This window comes from Yersinia vastinensis, from assembly GCF_044905075.1.
GTDB lineage: Bacteria > Pseudomonadota > Gammaproteobacteria > Enterobacterales > Enterobacteriaceae > Yersinia > Yersinia vastinensis.
The window spans coordinates 2214873-2232212 of the sequence record NZ_CP173260.1 but is presented as its reverse complement, the minus strand read 5'-3'; the positions used below and the strand labels follow the sequence as shown (position 1 = coordinate 2232212).

Genomic DNA, 17340 nt, shown 5'->3' with positions numbered 1-17340 from the left:
CAGCAGTTAGCCAGTGATATGAATCAGCCCGTCAATATTCAGGAGTCAGCGTGGAAAGAAGTGTGTTTTATATTTCGGATGGCACCGCCATCACTGCGGAAGTCCTCGGCCATGCCGTTTTATCTCAGTTCCCCATTAAAGCAACCACTTATACGCTACCCTTTGTGGAAAGTGCGGCTCGCGCTCAAGAGGTTTGCGAGAAAATCAATGAAATATATCGAGAAACCGGAGTTAGGCCCTTGGTGTTCTATTCGATAATCAGTGCCGAAGTCCGCGAACTCATTCAACACAGTGAAGGATTCTGCCAAGACATCGTACAAGCGCTGGTCGCTCCACTTCAGGGCGAACTGGGCGTTTCTCCGCAACCGGTGCTCAATCGTACTCATGGTTTAACCGAAAGTAATCTGGGTAAATACGATGCGCGCATTGCCGCCATCGACTATGCTCTGGCCCACGATGACGGCATTTCTTTGCGCAATCTGGATCAAGCCCAGGTGATTTTATTGGGCGTTTCTCGCTGCGGCAAAACCCCCACCAGCCTGTACTTAGCCATGCAATTTGGTATTCGTGCGGCGAACTATCCTTTTATCGCTGATGATATGGACAATTTGCAGCTCCCCACCGCACTAAAACCCTTTCAACATAAGCTGTTTGGCCTAACCATTAATCCGGAACGGCTGGCGGCCATTCGCGAAGAGCGGCGTGAAAACAGCCGCTATGCCTCACTGCGCCAATGCCGTATGGAGGTCGGCGAAGTGGAAGCATTGTTCCGAAAAAATCAGATTCGCTATCTCAACTCCACCAACTACTCCGTAGAAGAAATTTCCACTAAAATTCTGGATATTTTAGGAATGAGTCGCCGGATGTTCTGATCGGAAATATTTCTCAAGGATATTATTTTCAGTTTATTTCATCAGAATTTCTATGAATCATGATGATGGCGGTTGAATTCATTTAGTTTTGGTTTATTGTGATCGCCATCACTTCCCGGTATTCCTGCCGTAGAGAAGAACAGATTTAGAGAATCTTCATGCACAAAACTGATGAACTGCGGACCGCGCGCATCGATAGCTTAGTCACGCCACAACAACTGGCAGAAAAGTTACCGATTTCGGCAGCGGTAGCCGATAACGTGACAGCGTCACGTAAACGAATTGAAAAAATACTGACCGGTGAAGACCCTCGCCTGCTGGTTGTTGTAGGTCCCTGCTCAATCCATGACCTTGATGCCGCAATCGATTATGCAACCAAGCTGAATGTTTTACGTGAGCGTTATCAAGACCGCCTTGAAATCGTCATGCGTACTTATTTCGAAAAACCGCGTACCGTGGTTGGCTGGAAGGGGTTGATCTCTGATCCTGAACTTGATGGTTCGTGCAAAGTCAATCAAGGTATTGAAATGGCCCGGCGACTGCTGTTGGCCGTCAATGAGTTAGGGCTACCAACAGCTACAGAATTCCTTGATATGGTAACCGGTCAGTATATTGCAGACCTGATTAGCTGGGGCGCCATTGGCGCACGGACAACAGAAAGCCAGATTCACCGGGAAATGGCATCAGCCCTATCCTGCCCGGTAGGTTTCAAAAACGGCACTGACGGAAACACCCGGATTGCAATTGATGCTATCCGTGCTGCACAAGCCAGTCATATGTTTTTATCACCAGACAAAACGGGGCAAATGACAATTTACCAAACCAGCGGTAACCCATACGGACATATTATTATGCGCGGTGGTAAGACCCCTAATTATGGTGCGTCTGATATTGCTGCTGCCTGTGATAGCTTGCGGGAATTTGATTTACCTGAACATCTGGTGGTGGATTTTAGTCATGGTAATTGCCAAAAGATGCACCGTCGTCAGCTAGAAGTTGCCGCAGATATCGGCCAGCAAATTCGCGCAGGATCCACGGCGATTGTGGGTGTCATGGCGGAGAGCTTCCTAGTTGAAGGCACACAGAAAATTATTGCGGGTACGCCGCTGACTTATGGGCAATCTATTACTGACCCTTGTTTGAACTGGGCAGATACAGAGCAGCTCTTAAGCTTATTAGCCGACGCTGTCAGTAGCCGCTTTAATTAATTTCAATTTGCGTTCATCAATTCAGTGTTTGGGTAGCATTCTTCCACCAGCAACATCGCTATTCAATCACTGAATTCAATACTTCTTCCACTTCTATTCGCTTAACCCCCGTTTTGACATATCAATTCCTTCTGAAGAAGGTGTAACACCAATGTCTAATGAAAAACAAGGCATTAAAATGGTTACTAATAGAGTTTTAGCTTGAAGCAACACACAAATGCATATGATAATCATTATCAAATAAATACTAATACATACTTGATAAAATCACCTTATGCACAATAGAACCTATCGAACTCAAACTGTAGATACCCCTTCAAATCAAAGTGAATCTCTTTTGCTATGCTCATGTATTAACAGCCAAAAACTACTGGGGCAGCATGACGTTGTAGCAATTAATCACCAAGGTCAACTCTACTATTTGCGTCAAACTAAAGCAGGAAAACTCATACTCACTAAATGACTTTTAGTTGTCCTTTATTTCAAATTAACATTTCGCCAGCCACCTAATATTCACCACGAAGGCAGCCAGCAATCCATTGATTAAATTAAACAATACATGGAGAGTTGCTTGTGCCTTATTTCTTCCGTTTGTCATCATGCTGCTTGAGCGTGACCTTAGCACTATCTTCAACTGCAGCAGCCAACCCTACAGTGGAACCGAATAATCCCCCCCTCATTGTCAGAGGAGTCAAACCATCTACGGACAGTTTTAACACCCCCAGCATTTTAACCGTCATTAATGCCTCACAACCGCAAAAACAGACTGCAACCACTGCGACAGAAATGCTCAAGAATGTACCGGGAGTCAGTGTTACCGGCATAGGGCGAACCAACGGACAGAACGTTAGCATCCGAGGTTATGATCAATATGGGGTATTGGTATTAATTGATGGTATTCGCCAAAGAATTAACGGTGCACATTTCAATGGTACGTTTCTTGACCCCGCCCTCATCAAACAAGTGAGCATCACCCGTAGCCCATCAACATCACTCGTGAGTAGTGGTGCCATGGGGGGCGTTATTGCCTACCAAACAGTCAATCCAACCGATTTACTGGATAAAGAGAGAAACCTCGGTTTTCGCATCAGTAGTTATGGCGCAAGCGCTCACCATAGCCTAGGTGTCGGGATGTCTGCTTTTGGTCGTACAGAGAATCTGGATGGCATTATTGCCCTAAATACGCGCAAGGTCGGTAATATACGCCAAAGTAATGGTTACGATGCCCCCAATGATGAAGCCATTAATAGCCTGATGCTCAAGGGCACTGCCCGCCTTTCTTTTAGCCAGTCACTGACCACCGCGCTGCGCTATTACAACAACCGAGCGCTAGAACCCAGAATGGCCAACCAGAGCGTGCCAGACTCATTGAAAAGCCCAATGATGAAACGTTCGACCATCCAACGTGATGTTGAGCTAATTTATCGTTTACACCCTCAGCACCTGAGTTGGCTGGATATGACTACCCAACTCTACACTTCCGAGGTCAATGTCAACGACGATGTACGCAACGAAGGTTACGGTAGTCGCAAGCAAATTACCCAAGGCTTAAAGCTAGAAAATAGCAGCTTGTTGTTTTCGCACAGCCCTGCATCACATCTCTTGACTTACGGTGTTGAAACTTATCATCAAAAACAAATTCCAAAGGGGGTTATCCGCAGCTTTCCACCCGCTGCAATTCAATTTTCATCGGGTTGGTTACAAAATGAAGTGACCATGCGTGACCTGCCAGTCACCTTACGGGTAGGCACTCGTTTTGACCGTTATGAAAATAGCCGATCAGGGTTTGCTGATAGAGAAGCCAAGCAACAATCAACTCAAGGTGCAGTGACAATCACCCCCACAGACTGGCTGATGATATTTGGTGCCTATAGTCAGGCCTTCCGTACTCCTACACTGACCGAACTTTATAATGATTCAAAGCATTTTATGCGAAACTACTGGAGGCCCAACCCTAATTTAAAATCCGAAACTAACGTCACTCGAGAAGCCGGTTTTGGGTTGTATTTTGACGACTTATTGGCAGACAGTGACACACTTCAACTGAAAACCAGTTACTTCCATATCGATGCCAAAGACCGTATTACCAATGATGTCTCTTTTTCAAAATCTGTCTATCTCAACATACCTCGAAGCAAAACCTGGGGCTGGGATGTCTCACTGAACTATCAAAATAGCTTGTTTAGCTGGGATCTGGCCTATAACCGTACTCGTGGTATTAATCTTGATACTCGTCGTTTTATTGACAGTATCAACCCGGACACAGTCACCAGTAACCTAAATATCCCTATTGCTAACAGTGGTTTTAGCACCGGCTGGGTCATGACAATGGCTGAAAACACCAAGTTCATGAAAAAAAATGGGGCCTTGAGCCTCCTTCATCGTGCATACAAACCTCAAGCAGGTTATGCCGTACATGACATTTACCTAAGTTATCGCGGGCAAGGCACATTCAAAAATGCCACAGCAGCAGTTGTGCTGGGTAATGCCTTTGACAAAAAGTATTACTCGCCACAAGAAATCCCCCAAGATGGGCGTAATGCCAAATTTCTAGTCAGTTATCAGTGGTGATATTTCACTCGAGTTATCTATAGCCCCACATTTAGCCCGCCATCCTGAAATGGCCTAATGGAACCCTGCCGCAAAAATCATCACGATGACGGCACAATATTAAAAGGAATGGATAGATGAAAATGCCATTATTTCAGCGTTATCAAGCAACTCAGCAACAAAACCCGACAATGCAGGCTTGTGACATCGCGCAAATGTTGAATGTCAGTGAGGCGGAGTTAGTCTATGCCCGCGTTGGCAATGATGCACAGCACCTGAATATTGACGCCAGTACATTACTTACCGAGTTGGAGAAGGTTGGGAGAACTTGCTCAGTCACCGCGAACCACTATGCCAGACATGCGTTGATGGGTGAATATCAGAATTTGCGTTTACATGGGCATCTGGGCTTGGTTCTCAATCCCCGAGCACTAGATTTAAGGTTGTTTTTCAGCCACTGGAATACTGTTTTTAGTTTGCGCGAAACTACCCCGCAAGGTGAACAACTTAGTATTCAGTGTTTTGATTTTCAAGGTAACGCAATCCATAAGATATATTGTAGCAATGAAACAAACATCAATGCTTGGCATACCTTGGTCGCGCAATTTCATACATCGACTCATTCTCCCTTGATATTACAACCTGCCCCTGTCGAACCCTATACCGAGTCCCCCATCAACAACGCAACTATTGATGCTGAATGGCGAAAAATGAATGATATCCATCAATTCTTTATGCTATTGAAACGCAATAAAATCACACGTAGACAGGCGTTTCGAGCCGTCAGTGACGACTTGGCTTATCGAGTAGATAACAGTGCCTTGATGCAAATAGTTAAGGCTGCGCAAAATAATCAAAATGAAATTATGCTCTTTGTCGGCAATAACGGATGCATGCAAATATTCACCGGTGTTATTGAGCAATTTATAATTTCTCAGGATGAGAACCCTTCTGGCAATTATGATATACAGGTGCTCAGTCAAGGATTTCATTTACAAATAAATGCTAGTGCCATCGCTGAAAGTTGGGTAACACGCAAGCCGACTAAAGAGGGATTTGTCTCAAGTTTAGAATTACTTGATAGTCAGGGAAAACATATTTTACAGGTCTTTGGTCAGCGTTCAGAAGGCCAACCAGAGCAAAATCAATGGCATCAGCAACTGGCTCAATTGACTGCATCTGGTTCGTTGAATGACTAAATGGATTGTTGTTACTCTCATATTCATTACTTCAATAAACTGCACAGCCACCCCGCGCATCGTCACAATTGGCGGCGATGTCTCTGAGATCACTTACGCACTGGGCGCAGGTGATAACATTGTGGCGCGCGACAGTACTAGCCTTAATCCTGAGGCGCTAAAAACACGCCCTGATGTTGGCTATATGCGCCTACTTAATATTGAAGGTATTCTTGCCATCAAACCTACACTGATTCTGAGTACAGCACGAGCTTCCCCCTCGATGGCATTAAAACAGATTGCCGATCTCGGAGTTAAACTTATCTATGTTCCCGCGGAGAAATCACCGGAAGGTGTAATTGATAAAATACGATTGATTGCCACCACATTGAATAAAGAAGAAAAAGGCCAACAGCTGATACAACATTATCAACAACAGTTAGACACTGTGGTATCAACTCCTTCGCCGGTGAAAGTGCTATTTGTTATGAGTCACGCGGGGATTCCTCCGTTAGCCGCGGGTTTAAATACCGCTGCCGATAGCATGTTCAGTGCTGTGGGACTTAAAAATGCCATTCAGGGATTTAGTGGTTACCGCCCTTTATCACAAGAGGGGATCATCGCCAGTGCGCCAGACTTGTTAGTTATCACCACCCACGGCGTAAAATCTCTTAATGGTGCGGAAAACGTTTGGCGCTTACCCGGTATTGCACTGACACCTGCTGGTAAACAAAAGCGGTTATTGGTGCTTGATGATATGGCATTATTGGGTTTTGGTTTACAAACACCTGATATCCTCAAACAACTTCGTACTGCGGCAGAATTAAATTAAGCGAGAAAATATAAAGAGAAACGGTGGTAGAGAGAACCTCTACCACCGTTATTTGTCTCATTATAGCCGTCTCATTAGCTGGAGCAGGAAATTTCCAAGTGTTTTCCCCAGTCTGGCGGTAATTGCGCCAACTCACTGAATTCTGGTTGTTCGGCAAAAGGCTGCTGCAAGGCCAAATGTAAACGTTGCAATGGCTCGATATCATCCCTCTCAGCGTGGTCGATGGCCAACTGAGCCAAATAGTTACGTAATATATAATTAGGATTTGCCGCTTTCATCGACTGCTGACGCTGCGCATCATCAATAGGCTCTTGTTGCAAACGGGCGCGATATTGATGATACCAACTGTCAAAGCTTGCTCTATCAATAAAATCATCACGTAATAATGATTGCGCGGAGTTCACTTCAACGTCACTCAGCAAACGGAATGTACGAGTATAATCTCGCCCCTCTTTACTCATCAGACTCAGTAACCCAGTCAATAACTCGTTATCCTGAGTATCACTTTGAGAGAAGCCTAATTTGGCTCGCATCTGTTGGCCGTAAACCGCCATTAACTCTGGTTCATAGGCCTCCAGCGCCATTTGCAATTGTTCCACAGTCATCAAACCAGACAATGCTTGTCCCAGCCGATGTAGGTTCCATAGGGCAACTGCCGGTTGATTATCAAATGAATAGCGCCCTTGATGATCAGAATGGTTACAGATATAGCCGGGAGCATAATCATCAAGAAAACCAAATGGGCCATAATCCATGGTAATACCAAGAATAGACATATTATCGGTATTCATTACACCATGCGCAAAACCGATAGTTTGCCAGTGAGCCATTAGACGGGCTGTTCGCTTAACGACATCAGTAAACCACAGTAGGTAGCCGTCTGCTTGTCCGACAAACTGCGGCCAGTGCCGTGCGATAACATAGTCGGCGAGCTGTTTGACTTGAGCCGGTTGCTGTCGGTAGTAAAAATGCTCGAAGTGACCAAAACGCACATGACTCTCAGCCACCCGCAATAGCATGGCTCCCCGCTCAGGTTGCTCGCGATAAACCGGATGGTCACTGGTCACGATTGTCAGTGCTCGGCTAGTTGGTACGCCTAAATGATGCAATGCTTCAGAGGCTAAAAACTCTCTAACCACAGAGCGCAATACTGCCCGACCATCTCCCATACGGGAATAAGGCGTTAACCCTGCCCCTTTCAGATGCCAATCCATGCTGCGACCGTCGCTGAGTTGCTGCTCTCCGAGCAAGATGCCGCGACCATCACCAAGCTGCCCTGCCCAAACACCAAACTGATGCCCACTATAAACTTGCGCCAGCGGTTCCATGCCAGGTAACAGTGCCTCACCGGCCCAGATCGCCGATTTCGGTGCACTAAACCAACTAGCATCAAGTTCTAATTCCCGAGCCAATGGCTCGCTGTGATACAACAAGCGCGCCCCTTTTAACGGTGTTGGCTGCAAATGCGTATAAAAACCAGGCAACTGCTGCCCATAGCTGCTGTTAAATTGAAGAGCATTATCAAACTCAGACGTATTATCAACCTCAAATCTTGGCGCAGATTTATCAGTATTAAAAGAAGACATCAGCGTAGTACCTCCGTGAGCCAATGGCGAACTTGTAATAATTCAGCTTGCGACTCAGGAAACTCATCACTTATCTGCTGGCAGGTGGTAGTAATGGCATCAGTTCGATAAGGCACACCTTGAAGACGCTCAGCTAATGCCTCCAGTGGTGCTGGATTTAAGCTATCAGTAAATATTTGGCAACGGTCAATTGCGCCATGTAAAACGTCAAAATGTAGTTCAATTCCGCCCCAAACAAAGCGAGTATCGACCAAATGGCTAAATGCCGGAGCCTGACCAAAGTTCCATTCCCAGCTACTCTGTTTAGCAAATTGTTCCGTGAAACCGGGCAAGTCGGGTAATGCCTGTGGTGAGATAACTTCTGCAGAAACTGTCTCATCATAATAATTGAAGAAAGCCTGCTCAATGGCTGTACAAATTTTCTCGTGGTCAATGCCAGGCAATAGCTCAACCAAATTCGTCACCCGCGAACGTACCGATGTTATGCCTTTGGCCTGTAATTTTTTGGGGTCGGGGTTAAGGTAGTCCGCCAGACGGTTAAGATCAGCATTGAGTAATAATGTGCCGTGATGAAAACCGCGGTCTTTCGTTTCTTTATAAGCAGAGCCAGAAACCTTGCGTTCACCATCATCTTTAACTACCACCAAATCATTGCGACCAGAGGCTGTGGCCTGAACACCCAAAGAGGCCAAGGCATTCAGAATGATTTGGGTAGATATGGTTTTATCGTATTCAGGTTTACCGGCCATAAAAGTAAAACAGGTATTCCCCAAGTCATGGAAAACCGCGCCGCCGCCGCTACTGCGTCGAGCCAACTTTACACCGTCTTGTTCCATGCGCCGCGTATTACACTCTTTCCACGGATTCTGGGCTCGTCCAATAACCACAGTATTGGAATTTCTCCACAAAAATAGCACCCGTTGATCTGGGGACATTTGGCGGAAAATACATTCTTCTACTGCCAGATTAAACCAGGGATCATAAGAGTCAGAAATGAGTAACCGAAGGGATGACATAAACGCGGCTCCGAACCAAAATAAGCAGCCACTAAGATAACATAACCCACAAAGATAGTTTTAGGTTCAGCCTATCGATTCAATACCATATTTAGATACGGCGCGCTTGCCAATAAACCCGCTTCCAATAGACATTTTCCAACGATGAACGAATAACACCTTTACTCGTAGAGGCGTGAATGAATTCATCGTTGGTGTCATAAATTCCAACATGCAATCCATTTTGTCCACTACCCGTTTTAAAGAAAACTAAATCACCAGGCATCAAATCATCACGGGAAACTTCAGTCCCTAGCGTAGTCTGCGCAACTGTCGTGCGAGGCAGTTGCATGTCGAAACGATCACGGAATGTGCGGTAAACAAAGCCAGAACAATCAACTCCACTTTGATCCAGTCCGCCATTACGATATGGCGTACCTTCCCATTGGCGCAGTTGTTCATTGAGTTTCGCGACCACCACAATGGAATCTGACAAGTGGCCACTTGGCGTCGGGGCATGGCTGCTACAGCCAGCAAGAACCATACTGATCAGAAAGATCCAGAAACGTATCCGCATCGATAATTCACCAAAGGTCAGGCTTGGTCTATTCACCAGACAATAAGCTAATGAAAGACATCATTATGGCTAATTTAGCTATCGAGTTTGGAAAAAACAAGTTATATGAATGAGATAATATATTTAATCGTTTTTTGTCGGTTTTGTATGTATCAACCATATACCCAAAAGTATAAAACCTGACCCAATAGTTTTTAATAAAGTCACTGGCTCATTGTACCAAGGTAGTAATACGGCGGCTAAATAGACCAAAGCATAACTAAGGCTCAATAATGGATAAGCCCGATTAAGTGGTAAATATTTTAGTGCAAAAAACCAGCATAACATAGATAAAGCATAACCAAACAACCCACAGATTACGGCAATTAACTGTGTCAGATGATGTATTAAAAATTGCCCATTAATATCTGCCAATGACATTAATGGCATATTCATCATGCCCCATTTCAACATTAATTGGGCAACAGTCACCAAGACCACACTACCTAAGCCCCAGCCATAACCTTTCATAAGTGCCAACTAATCAATAGGATGCCAAACATAATAGCAGCAATCCCCAACCAATGCCGAGACGTCGCTTTCTCGCCATAAACCAGTTGTGCGGCCAGGGTCACCAATACGAAATTAAAACTAAGCATGGGATAAGCCACACTCAGCGGCAGATGTTGTAATAAACCTAACCACAACAACATCCCAACACCAAGGAACAGCACAGCCAAGGCTAACCAACGCAGTGTCGGCGCTCGTCGCTTTTCTGGCGATAGCCCCCAACACTGCGCAGCTTGTTTCTGACATAATTGCCCAGCACAGGTCAATAAACTGACCATTACTAATAGCAAATAACTCATCATGGTGTTTTTTGATACCACAAAAGTGCCAGACGGTTCATTAGATTAACCTTGTCCGCTGGCGGTAAATAGGTTGGAAGTTCCTCATTACGAGATAATTGCACAACCAGCGATACATCTCCTTGTTTCCTTGCATTGGCGAGCCATTCGCTGAATTCTGTTTCATTGATGTACCTATTTCCGCTGTCAGTGTAGTTCAACCCATAGGCCAGTTCACCTTTCTCATTGAACATCAGAATATCACTGCGTTTTAACTCCCAAGCAAGTCCAGCGGCAACACCTACACTGTCTGCCAACACGTAACGGCTACTATTAAGCTCATCAAAATTTTGCTGGATAAAGTTTTGTGGTTGTTTGGAGTCAATGACTTGCTGTGGAATGAGATAACCTACAAGCAATATAAACAGTAATGGGCTAGCTGCCGCCCAACGCCAATGACGGGCGTTATTACGCAATGTTATAAAGCCCACCAACCCCCATCCAGCAAAAGCAAGTGTCGCCAGAATAACTTTCAGATGTTCGTGCGGTTCGTAGGCAACCAGATGCGCCACCAGCCCCATACCAATAACCAACACCGCCAGTGCACAAACCAAACCAAAAATAAGATTTATTGCACCGTTAATCTTCAATGCGCGCATGCGCATATTATTGGCGCAGTCCGTTGCATAGGCGGCCATCAGTAGGGACAACGGAGCCATGCAAGGCAGGATATAAGTCGGTAGCTTCCCTTTTGCCACACTGAAGAATAGCAATGGCATTAATACCCAACTGAGTAAAAAGAATAACTCAGGTCTTGCCACCCGCTCGCGCCACCCTTTTAGTAAGGCACCTGGTAATAACCCCAACCACGGTAATACCCCCAAACACAGCACTGGCAAGTAATACCACATAGGGGCTTTATGCTGAGCATCTTTCTCTGCAAACCGCTGAATATGTTCAACCCAGAAGAAGTAATGCCAAAAATCTGGCTCCCGTTGAGCAATGGCTAATGCCCACGGCAAACTGATTATTACTGCACTCACTATCGCTAGCGGACCAAAAATAATAAGTTCTTTTACCCTTTTTTGCTGTATGACAATCGGCAAGACTGAAATAACCGGCACGGCCAAGGCCAGAAAACCTTTAGTCATAAAGCCCATACCGCAAGCTAAACCGAGCAAGAGGTAAGCCTCTATTTTCTGTTTCGTGGTTTCAGCTCGCAGAGTGAGGTAGAAACAGAACATCGACGCAGTTAGCCACAATGAAATCATCGGGTCTAGCACAGCATAAGAACCAATACTAAATACCAACAACATTGAGAGGTAAATTAACGTCGCCAATACTGATGTTGAGCGGTTGCGCCACAATAAGGTCGCTAGCCAATAAACTAATACTGCACTCAACGCCGTACTGAAAATTGAGCCAAATCGCACGGCGAAGTTAGTGTCGCCGAATATCCACTGGCTAATATTATTAAACCAATATCCCGCAATGGGTTTTTCAAAATAGCGAATACCCAATAGGTGGGGCACAATCCAGTCGCCACGTTGCAGCATTTCCCGGCTAATTTCCGCATATCGTGTTTCATCCGGTTGCCACAGTAGGCGGCTATTAACAGGTAATAAATAGACTAAAGCAAAGAACAACGCCAGTAGGGCTGCCCCACTTCCTTTTAACAGCCTCATTGCGCATCCTTTATATCTGACTGACACCCCAACCAGCCTTCTCGCCCCGGGAAAGCAGCCCGAATAACTTTACCCACCGGCAGTGAATCTGGATTTTCAGGCAATAGAGCCCCAAGGGGACAAAACTGTATCTCGTATTTCTTTGCCATAATCAATAATTGTTCAAACATTACGGCTTGCGACATCCCTTCAACCTCAGCATGGATGGTATAAACCGGTGTTCCGCTGTCATGCAATATGGCATTCATAATAAAATCATTAAAATCCTCAGCGCGAACTTCGCTACCCACCACTTCATCATAAGTGGGTAAAGTCACTGGGATTTGTACCGTACCAATGTTGCCATCAGGTAATAATGGGCGGAAAGGATGAGTGCCACGACAGTCACTGTTATAGAGGAAAGGAAACGACTGTTTTATGGCTAAAACACGTTCATCAGCACGCCAACCCGCAGCTGCTGAGCAAGTAATTGGTTGCTGAATGCTATGTTGTAATGCATCAACCCCCAATTGTACCTGTTCAGCCAGTTGCTGTTTTGACCATGACGCAACTTTTGCTTGCCAGCCCTGATGATCCCAAGCGTGCAAGCCAACTTCATGCCCCGCCTGCAAAGTTTCTTTCATCAGTGGGCCAAAATCTTGCGCAATCCTTTTACCCGGCCAGGCCGTACCCGCCAGCAAAATATCCCAGCCATACAATGAGGCGGCATTCGAGCGCAGCATTTTCCACAAGAAACGAGGACGGAAAAGGCGCCACAAATGGCGCCCCATGTTATCCGGACCAACACTGAAGAAAAAGCTGGCACTAATATCGTACTTATCCAATACCGTAAGCAACGATGGTACGCCCTCCTTGGTTCCCCGGTAGGTATCTACATCAATTCTCAAACCAACTTGCTTCATACTTGATGCTCGTCCTTTGAGGTTTCATGCTGTTCGAGGACTACCCCACGTAGGAAGAAATCCAATGTGTCAGCAACCGTTTGTTGCAAGGCAATTTCTGGCTGCCAGTGCAACAGACGGTGCGCATTACGAATACTTGGCGTGCGATATTCAACATCTTGATATCCTTTGCCGTAATATGCACTGCTTTCAATGTCTTTAAATCCAGCAAACGGCGGGAAATGGTCACGCAATTCATGTTTTTCAAAACTACTTAGCAACATTTCCGCCAACTCGCGAATACTGGCTTCATTGGTTGGGTTACCAATATTGATTATTTGACCGTCACAAACACCATCACGGTTTTCAATAATACGGAATAACGCCTCAATACCATCATGAATATCCGTAAAACAGCGTTTTTGCGCCCCACCATCAACGAGCTTAATTGGAGAACCTTCAACCAGATTTAAAATTAATTGTGTAATAGCGCGCGAGCTACCAATACGCGCAGCATCAAGATTATCTAACCGTGGCCCCATCCAGTTAAATGGACGGAATAAGGTAAATTTGAGGTTTTCTTTTGCGCCATAGGCCCAAATAACGCGGTCCAGTAATTGCTTCGATACTGAGTAAATCCAACGCTGCTTATTAATTGGCCCAACAATTAGGCGTGAACTGTCTTCATCAAATTCTTTATCATCACACATGCCATAAACTTCAGACGTGGATGGGAAAATAATGCGTTTATTGTATTTAACACAATCACGCACAATCTTGAGATTTTCTTCAAAATCTAATTCAAATACGCGTAACGGATTACGGGTATATTCAATCGGCGTAGCAATAGCAACCAAGGGTAAAATAACGTCACATTTCTTAATGTGATATTCAATCCATTCGGAATGAATACTGATATCACCCTCGACAAAATGGAAACGAGGATTACCCAAGAAGCGGCTGATAGCATCAGAGCCAATATCTAAACCATAGACGTCATAATTATTATCACGTAATAAACGCTCGGTTAAATGGTTCCCAATAAAACCGTTTACACCGAGTATTAATACTCGAGTGCGCCTTTTCTGAGTTTTGCTGGGTTTATTACCTAAACGGACATCAGTGACAATGCCCATATCCTGTGCCAGACGGCAGCCCTGAACATACAAACCGGCCTCCCCTTGTCCCGCGATGATCTCCAGCGCCCCTTCACCACAAGCAATAATCAGTGGAGAGGTTGATAACACAGTACCAGGAGCCTTCCCATGTGTGATATCCAGAGGCTGCGAACGCCAAACTATCAGTTTGCGCTGCCCAAGATAAGTAAAGGCACCAGGATATGGTTCGGTTACTGCACGCACTAAATTATTAATGTCAGATGCGGATTTTTGCCACGGAATTTCCCCATCGGCTGCGGTACGACGACCAAAATAAGTGGCTTCAGATTCTTTTTGTGGCACCAACTGCAACGACGTATCGTTCATCTTTGGTAAGAGATCGCGTAGCAGTTCATCGGCAGCATCACGCATTTTTGCATGCAAGGTGAGTGCTGTATCAGCATCACTGATAATAACTTTATGCTGTCCAACAATCGCGCCAGCATCCGCTTTTTTTACCATTTTATGAAGCGTGACGCCCGTCTCTTTCTCTCCATTGACCAGTGCCCAGTTAATAGGTGCCCGTCCACGGTATTTCGGTAATAGGGAACCATGCAAATTGAAACCGCCACGCGGAGCTGATGACAGTATTTCATCACTGAGCATATTGCGATAATAAAAAGAGAAAATAATATCAGGCTGTAATTGCTGAATCCTCTCAATCCATAATGGATGATTAACATCTTCCGGTGCATAGACAGAGAGATCTAAATCGGCAGCAACTCTGGCCACTGAAGAGAAAAAGCGATTCTCATTGGGCGAGTCAGTATGGGTAAATACCGCCTGAATATCATAGCCAGCGTCAACCAAGGCTTTCAGACCGACACAACCAATATCATGATAGGCAAATACAATCGCTTTCATTTTTCTACTTCCTGATTATTTTCGGTCTGCTCCACGCCGACCACTTTCTGTATGAAATAACGAGGACGCGCACGTACATCGTTATAAATACGACCGATATATTCTCCGAGTAACCCCATACCAACAAATTGGGCACCGATGAACATGAACAACACAGCGAATAGTGTAAAGACACCACCGCCCGCCCATTCAGGGCCAAATATCAAACGCAAAACCACTAATAGCACTGCAAAAGTGAAACCAGAAAGAGCAATAACACTGCCTACCAGACTTAATAAACGCAGTGGCGTTGTTGTCAGACAAGTAATCAGGTCATACATCAGATTGATGAGCTTCATCAGGCTGTATTTGGAATCACCAAACTCACGCTCTGCGTGATGAACTGTAATTTCGGTTGTGCGACGGGCAAAGGTGTTCGCCAAGATGGGAATAAATGTACTGCGCTCGTGACAGTGTAACATTGCTTCAACAATATGACGGCGATAGGCTCGTAACATACAGCCATAGTCGCCCATTGATTTCCCCGTAGCGCGCTGAATCATCAAATTGATCATGCGGGAAGCAGTTTTACGAAATAGCGAGTCTTGACGGTTGGCTCGCACCGTCCCCACCACGTCATAGCCCTCTTCTGCAACACTCACTAACCGTGGGATTTCTTCCGGCGGATTTTGCAGATCCGCATCAAGAGTAATCACCAAATCACCATTGACCTGATTGAATCCAGCCATAATGGCTGAGTGCTGGCCATAATTACGGTTTAGCAAAACGGCAATAATGCAACTTCCGGGTTCGTTTGCCGCTGCCGTCAATAATTCAGCGGAGTTATCACTGCTACCGTCATCAACCAAAATAATTTCATAGGGTTGGGTCAGCAATTTACAAGCAGCCAACGTTCTCTCTATTAACGCGGGTAAGCTCTCTTGCTCGTTATAAACAGGGATAACAATAGAGACTTTTTTGATTTGTTCATTTTGTGACACGGCGCGGCCCTATAATAGTTGCTAATGCATCAACTACCCGCTCAACATCGCTATCCAGCATGTCGGGGAAAAGAGGCAAAGTGCATAATCTGGCGGAATTCCACTCGGTATTAGGCAAGTGCAAAGTGGGATAGCGTTCGCGATAGTATTTTTGGGTATGTGCCGCACGAAAATGCAGGCCCGTACCGATCCCAAACTCTTTAAGCCGCTCCATCAGCACATCTCGGTCAATACCACAACGCGCTTCATCAACTCGCACCATAAAAAGATGCCATGCATGCTGATGAGCATAATCAGGGACAGCTAATGGCTGTAAGGGGGAATCAATTAAGGCTGCATGATAGTGCGCAACCAACGCTTGACGGCGGGCGTTGATTTCAGGTAACCGTTGGAGTTGCACAACCGCAATAGCCGCGTGAATATCAGATAAGTTGTATTTATAACCCGGCTCTATGACTTCAGCCTGTGGACTACGCCCTTGAATTTGGCGGTCAAAAGCGTCCACACCCAAGCCATGGAACTTTAAGCGGCGAACTTTGGCGGCAAATTCATCATCATCCGTAGCAATTATTCCCCCCTCAGCGCAGGTTATATTCTTGATAGCGTGAAAAGAGAAAATAGCCGTACCCTTCTCACCAACCCATTCATCGCCATAGCGAGTACCCACCGCATGGGCAGCATCTTCAATCAATGAAATACCGCGTTGTTGGGCAATGAAGCGCAACGCATTAAGGTCACACGGTGCCCCTGCATAATGAACAGGAATAATTGCTTTGGTTTTCGGAGTGATTGCCGCTTCAACATCAGCCGCGTTAACCATTAATGTGTCGCGATCAACATCAACCATCACTGGTTCAGCACCCAGCAACACAATCATATTTAGTGTTGAAACCCACGTCTGGGACGGTGTAATAACTTCATCGCCTGGACCAATCCCTAAGGCCATCAGCGCAATATGCATCCCTGCAGTTGCAGAGCAAACAGCGATAGCATGTTTGCATCCAAATGCCGTACAAAAATCAGTCTCGAGCTGCTGATTCTGTGGGCCAGTAGTAATCCAACCAGAACCTAGCACATTGACTACCGCATTAATTTCATCGGCGCCAATTGCTGGGCGAGAAAAAGGCAAGAAAGTCTGCATTAATAAA

General features: G+C 45.5%; 16 protein-coding genes. 6 read left to right on the top strand and 10 right to left on the bottom strand.

The window, feature by feature from the left end; translation table 11 throughout:
• Positions 1-50: 50 nt before the first annotated feature.
• From ACIOG0_RS10485 to ACIOG0_RS10460, 6 genes are all read left to right on the top strand, one after another.
• Complete coding sequence (locus ACIOG0_RS10485; protein ID WP_128451698.1) at positions 51-872, top strand: pyruvate, water dikinase regulatory protein; 822 nt, start codon at positions 51-53, stop codon at positions 870-872.
• A 158-nt stretch (positions 873-1030) separates the two neighbouring features.
• Entirely contained in the window at positions 1031-2080 is a 1050-nt protein-coding gene (locus tag ACIOG0_RS10480; RefSeq protein WP_050097564.1) for a 3-deoxy-7-phosphoheptulonate synthase, read from the top strand.
• A gap of 274 nt (positions 2081-2354) precedes the next feature.
• Entirely contained in the window at positions 2355-2543 is a 189-nt protein-coding gene (hemP, locus tag ACIOG0_RS10475) for a hemin uptake protein HemP (RefSeq protein WP_072086471.1), read from the top strand.
• A 110-nt stretch (positions 2544-2653) separates the two neighbouring features.
• Entirely contained in the window at positions 2654-4651 is a 1998-nt protein-coding gene (locus ACIOG0_RS10470; RefSeq protein WP_145582059.1) for a TonB-dependent hemoglobin/transferrin/lactoferrin family receptor, read from the top strand.
• A 116-nt stretch (positions 4652-4767) separates the two neighbouring features.
• Positions 4768-5829, top strand: a complete 1062-nt coding sequence (locus tag ACIOG0_RS10465; RefSeq protein WP_050097562.1) for a hemin-degrading factor — start codon at positions 4768-4770, stop codon at positions 5827-5829.
• On the top strand, positions 5822-6640 hold the full coding sequence (locus ACIOG0_RS10460; RefSeq protein WP_050296266.1) for a hemin ABC transporter substrate-binding protein: 819 nt from the start codon (positions 5822-5824) through the stop codon (positions 6638-6640). The genes ACIOG0_RS10465 and ACIOG0_RS10460 overlap by 8 nt, the downstream gene beginning before the upstream one ends.
• A gap of 74 nt (positions 6641-6714) precedes the next feature.
• Here ACIOG0_RS10460 and ACIOG0_RS10455 read toward each other — a convergent pair whose 3' ends face one another.
• The 10 genes from ACIOG0_RS10455 to arnB all read right to left on the bottom strand — a co-directional run bounded on the left by ACIOG0_RS10455 (position 6715) and on the right by arnB (position 17333).
• A complete protein-coding gene (locus tag ACIOG0_RS10455) occupies positions 6715-8226 on the bottom strand; it encodes a protein adenylyltransferase SelO (protein WP_128451700.1) in 1512 nt (503 codons plus the stop codon).
• Complete coding sequence (locus tag ACIOG0_RS10450; protein WP_050097559.1) at positions 8226-9242, bottom strand: lipoate--protein ligase A; 1017 nt, start codon at positions 9240-9242, stop codon at positions 8226-8228. The genes ACIOG0_RS10455 and ACIOG0_RS10450 overlap by 1 nt, the downstream gene beginning before the upstream one ends.
• A gap of 91 nt (positions 9243-9333) precedes the next feature.
• Entirely contained in the window at positions 9334-9798 is a 465-nt protein-coding gene (locus ACIOG0_RS10445) for an NlpC/P60 family protein (RefSeq protein ID WP_050097558.1), read from the bottom strand.
• Between the two features lie 123 nt (positions 9799-9921).
• Complete coding sequence (gene arnF / locus ACIOG0_RS10440; protein WP_050097557.1) at positions 9922-10308, bottom strand: 4-amino-4-deoxy-L-arabinose-phosphoundecaprenol flippase subunit ArnF; 387 nt, start codon at positions 10306-10308, stop codon at positions 9922-9924.
• Positions 10305-10649, bottom strand: a complete 345-nt coding sequence (arnE, locus tag ACIOG0_RS10435; RefSeq protein WP_050097556.1) for a 4-amino-4-deoxy-L-arabinose-phosphoundecaprenol flippase subunit ArnE — start codon at positions 10647-10649, stop codon at positions 10305-10307. Before arnE ends, arnF begins: the two co-directional genes overlap by 4 nt.
• Positions 10646-12310 carry a lipid IV(A) 4-amino-4-deoxy-L-arabinosyltransferase gene (arnT, locus tag ACIOG0_RS10430; protein WP_050296268.1) on the bottom strand — a complete coding sequence of 555 codons (1665 nt, stop codon included), beginning with the start codon at positions 12308-12310 and terminating at the stop codon, positions 10646-10648. Before arnT ends, arnE begins: the two co-directional genes overlap by 4 nt.
• On the bottom strand, positions 12307-13212 hold the full coding sequence (arnD, locus tag ACIOG0_RS10425; RefSeq protein WP_050097554.1) for a 4-deoxy-4-formamido-L-arabinose-phosphoundecaprenol deformylase: 906 nt from the start codon (positions 13210-13212) through the stop codon (positions 12307-12309). The genes arnT and arnD overlap by 4 nt, the downstream gene beginning before the upstream one ends.
• Positions 13209-15212: a bifunctional UDP-4-amino-4-deoxy-L-arabinose formyltransferase/UDP-glucuronic acid oxidase ArnA gene (gene arnA / locus ACIOG0_RS10420; protein ID WP_128451701.1), complete on the bottom strand. Its 2004-nt coding sequence runs from the start codon at positions 15210-15212 to the stop codon at positions 13209-13211. Before arnA ends, arnD begins: the two co-directional genes overlap by 4 nt.
• Positions 15209-16192 (bottom strand): undecaprenyl-phosphate 4-deoxy-4-formamido-L-arabinose transferase, encoded by a 984-nt coding sequence (arnC, locus tag ACIOG0_RS10415; RefSeq protein WP_128451702.1) that lies wholly within the window; start codon positions 16190-16192, stop codon positions 15209-15211. Before arnC ends, arnA begins: the two co-directional genes overlap by 4 nt.
• Positions 16179-17333 (bottom strand): UDP-4-amino-4-deoxy-L-arabinose aminotransferase, encoded by a 1155-nt coding sequence (gene arnB / locus ACIOG0_RS10410; protein WP_050097551.1) that lies wholly within the window; start codon positions 17331-17333, stop codon positions 16179-16181. The genes arnC and arnB overlap by 14 nt, the downstream gene beginning before the upstream one ends.
• Between the last annotated feature and the right edge of the window lie 7 nt (positions 17334-17340).

Bases quoted from the DNA above. Each gene is read 5' to 3' on its own strand.
- arnB (WP_050097551.1), bottom strand. From the start codon at position 17,333: ATGCAGACTTTCTTGCCTTTTTCTCGCCCAGCAATTGGCGCCGATGAA.
- arnT (WP_050296268.1), bottom strand. From the start codon at position 12,310: ATGAGGCTGTTAAAAGGAAGTGGGGCAGCCCTACTGGCGTTGTTCTTT.
- ACIOG0_RS10480 (WP_050097564.1), top strand. From the start codon at position 1,031: ATGCACAAAACTGATGAACTGCGGACCGCGCGCATCGATAGCTTAGTC.
- ACIOG0_RS10465 (WP_050097562.1), top strand. From the start codon at position 4,768: ATGAAAATGCCATTATTTCAGCGTTATCAAGCAACTCAGCAACAAAAC.
- ACIOG0_RS10445 (WP_050097558.1), bottom strand. From the start codon at position 9,798: ATGCGGATACGTTTCTGGATCTTTCTGATCAGTATGGTTCTTGCTGGC.
- arnF (WP_050097557.1), bottom strand. From the start codon at position 10,308: ATGAAAGGTTATGGCTGGGGCTTAGGTAGTGTGGTCTTGGTGACTGTT.
- ACIOG0_RS10455 (WP_128451700.1), bottom strand. From the start codon at position 8,226: ATGTCTTCTTTTAATACTGATAAATCTGCGCCAAGATTTGAGGTTGAT.
- hemP (WP_072086471.1), top strand. From the start codon at position 2,355: ATGCACAATAGAACCTATCGAACTCAAACTGTAGATACCCCTTCAAAT.
- arnA (WP_128451701.1), bottom strand. From the start codon at position 15,212: ATGAAAGCGATTGTATTTGCCTATCATGATATTGGTTGTGTCGGTCTG.
- arnE (WP_050097556.1), bottom strand. From the start codon at position 10,649: ATGATGAGTTATTTGCTATTAGTAATGGTCAGTTTATTGACCTGTGCT.
- arnD (WP_050097554.1), bottom strand. From the start codon at position 13,212: ATGAAGCAAGTTGGTTTGAGAATTGATGTAGATACCTACCGGGGAACC.
- ACIOG0_RS10460 (WP_050296266.1), top strand. From the start codon at position 5,822: ATGACTAAATGGATTGTTGTTACTCTCATATTCATTACTTCAATAAAC.
- ACIOG0_RS10450 (WP_050097559.1), bottom strand. From the start codon at position 9,242: ATGTCATCCCTTCGGTTACTCATTTCTGACTCTTATGATCCCTGGTTT.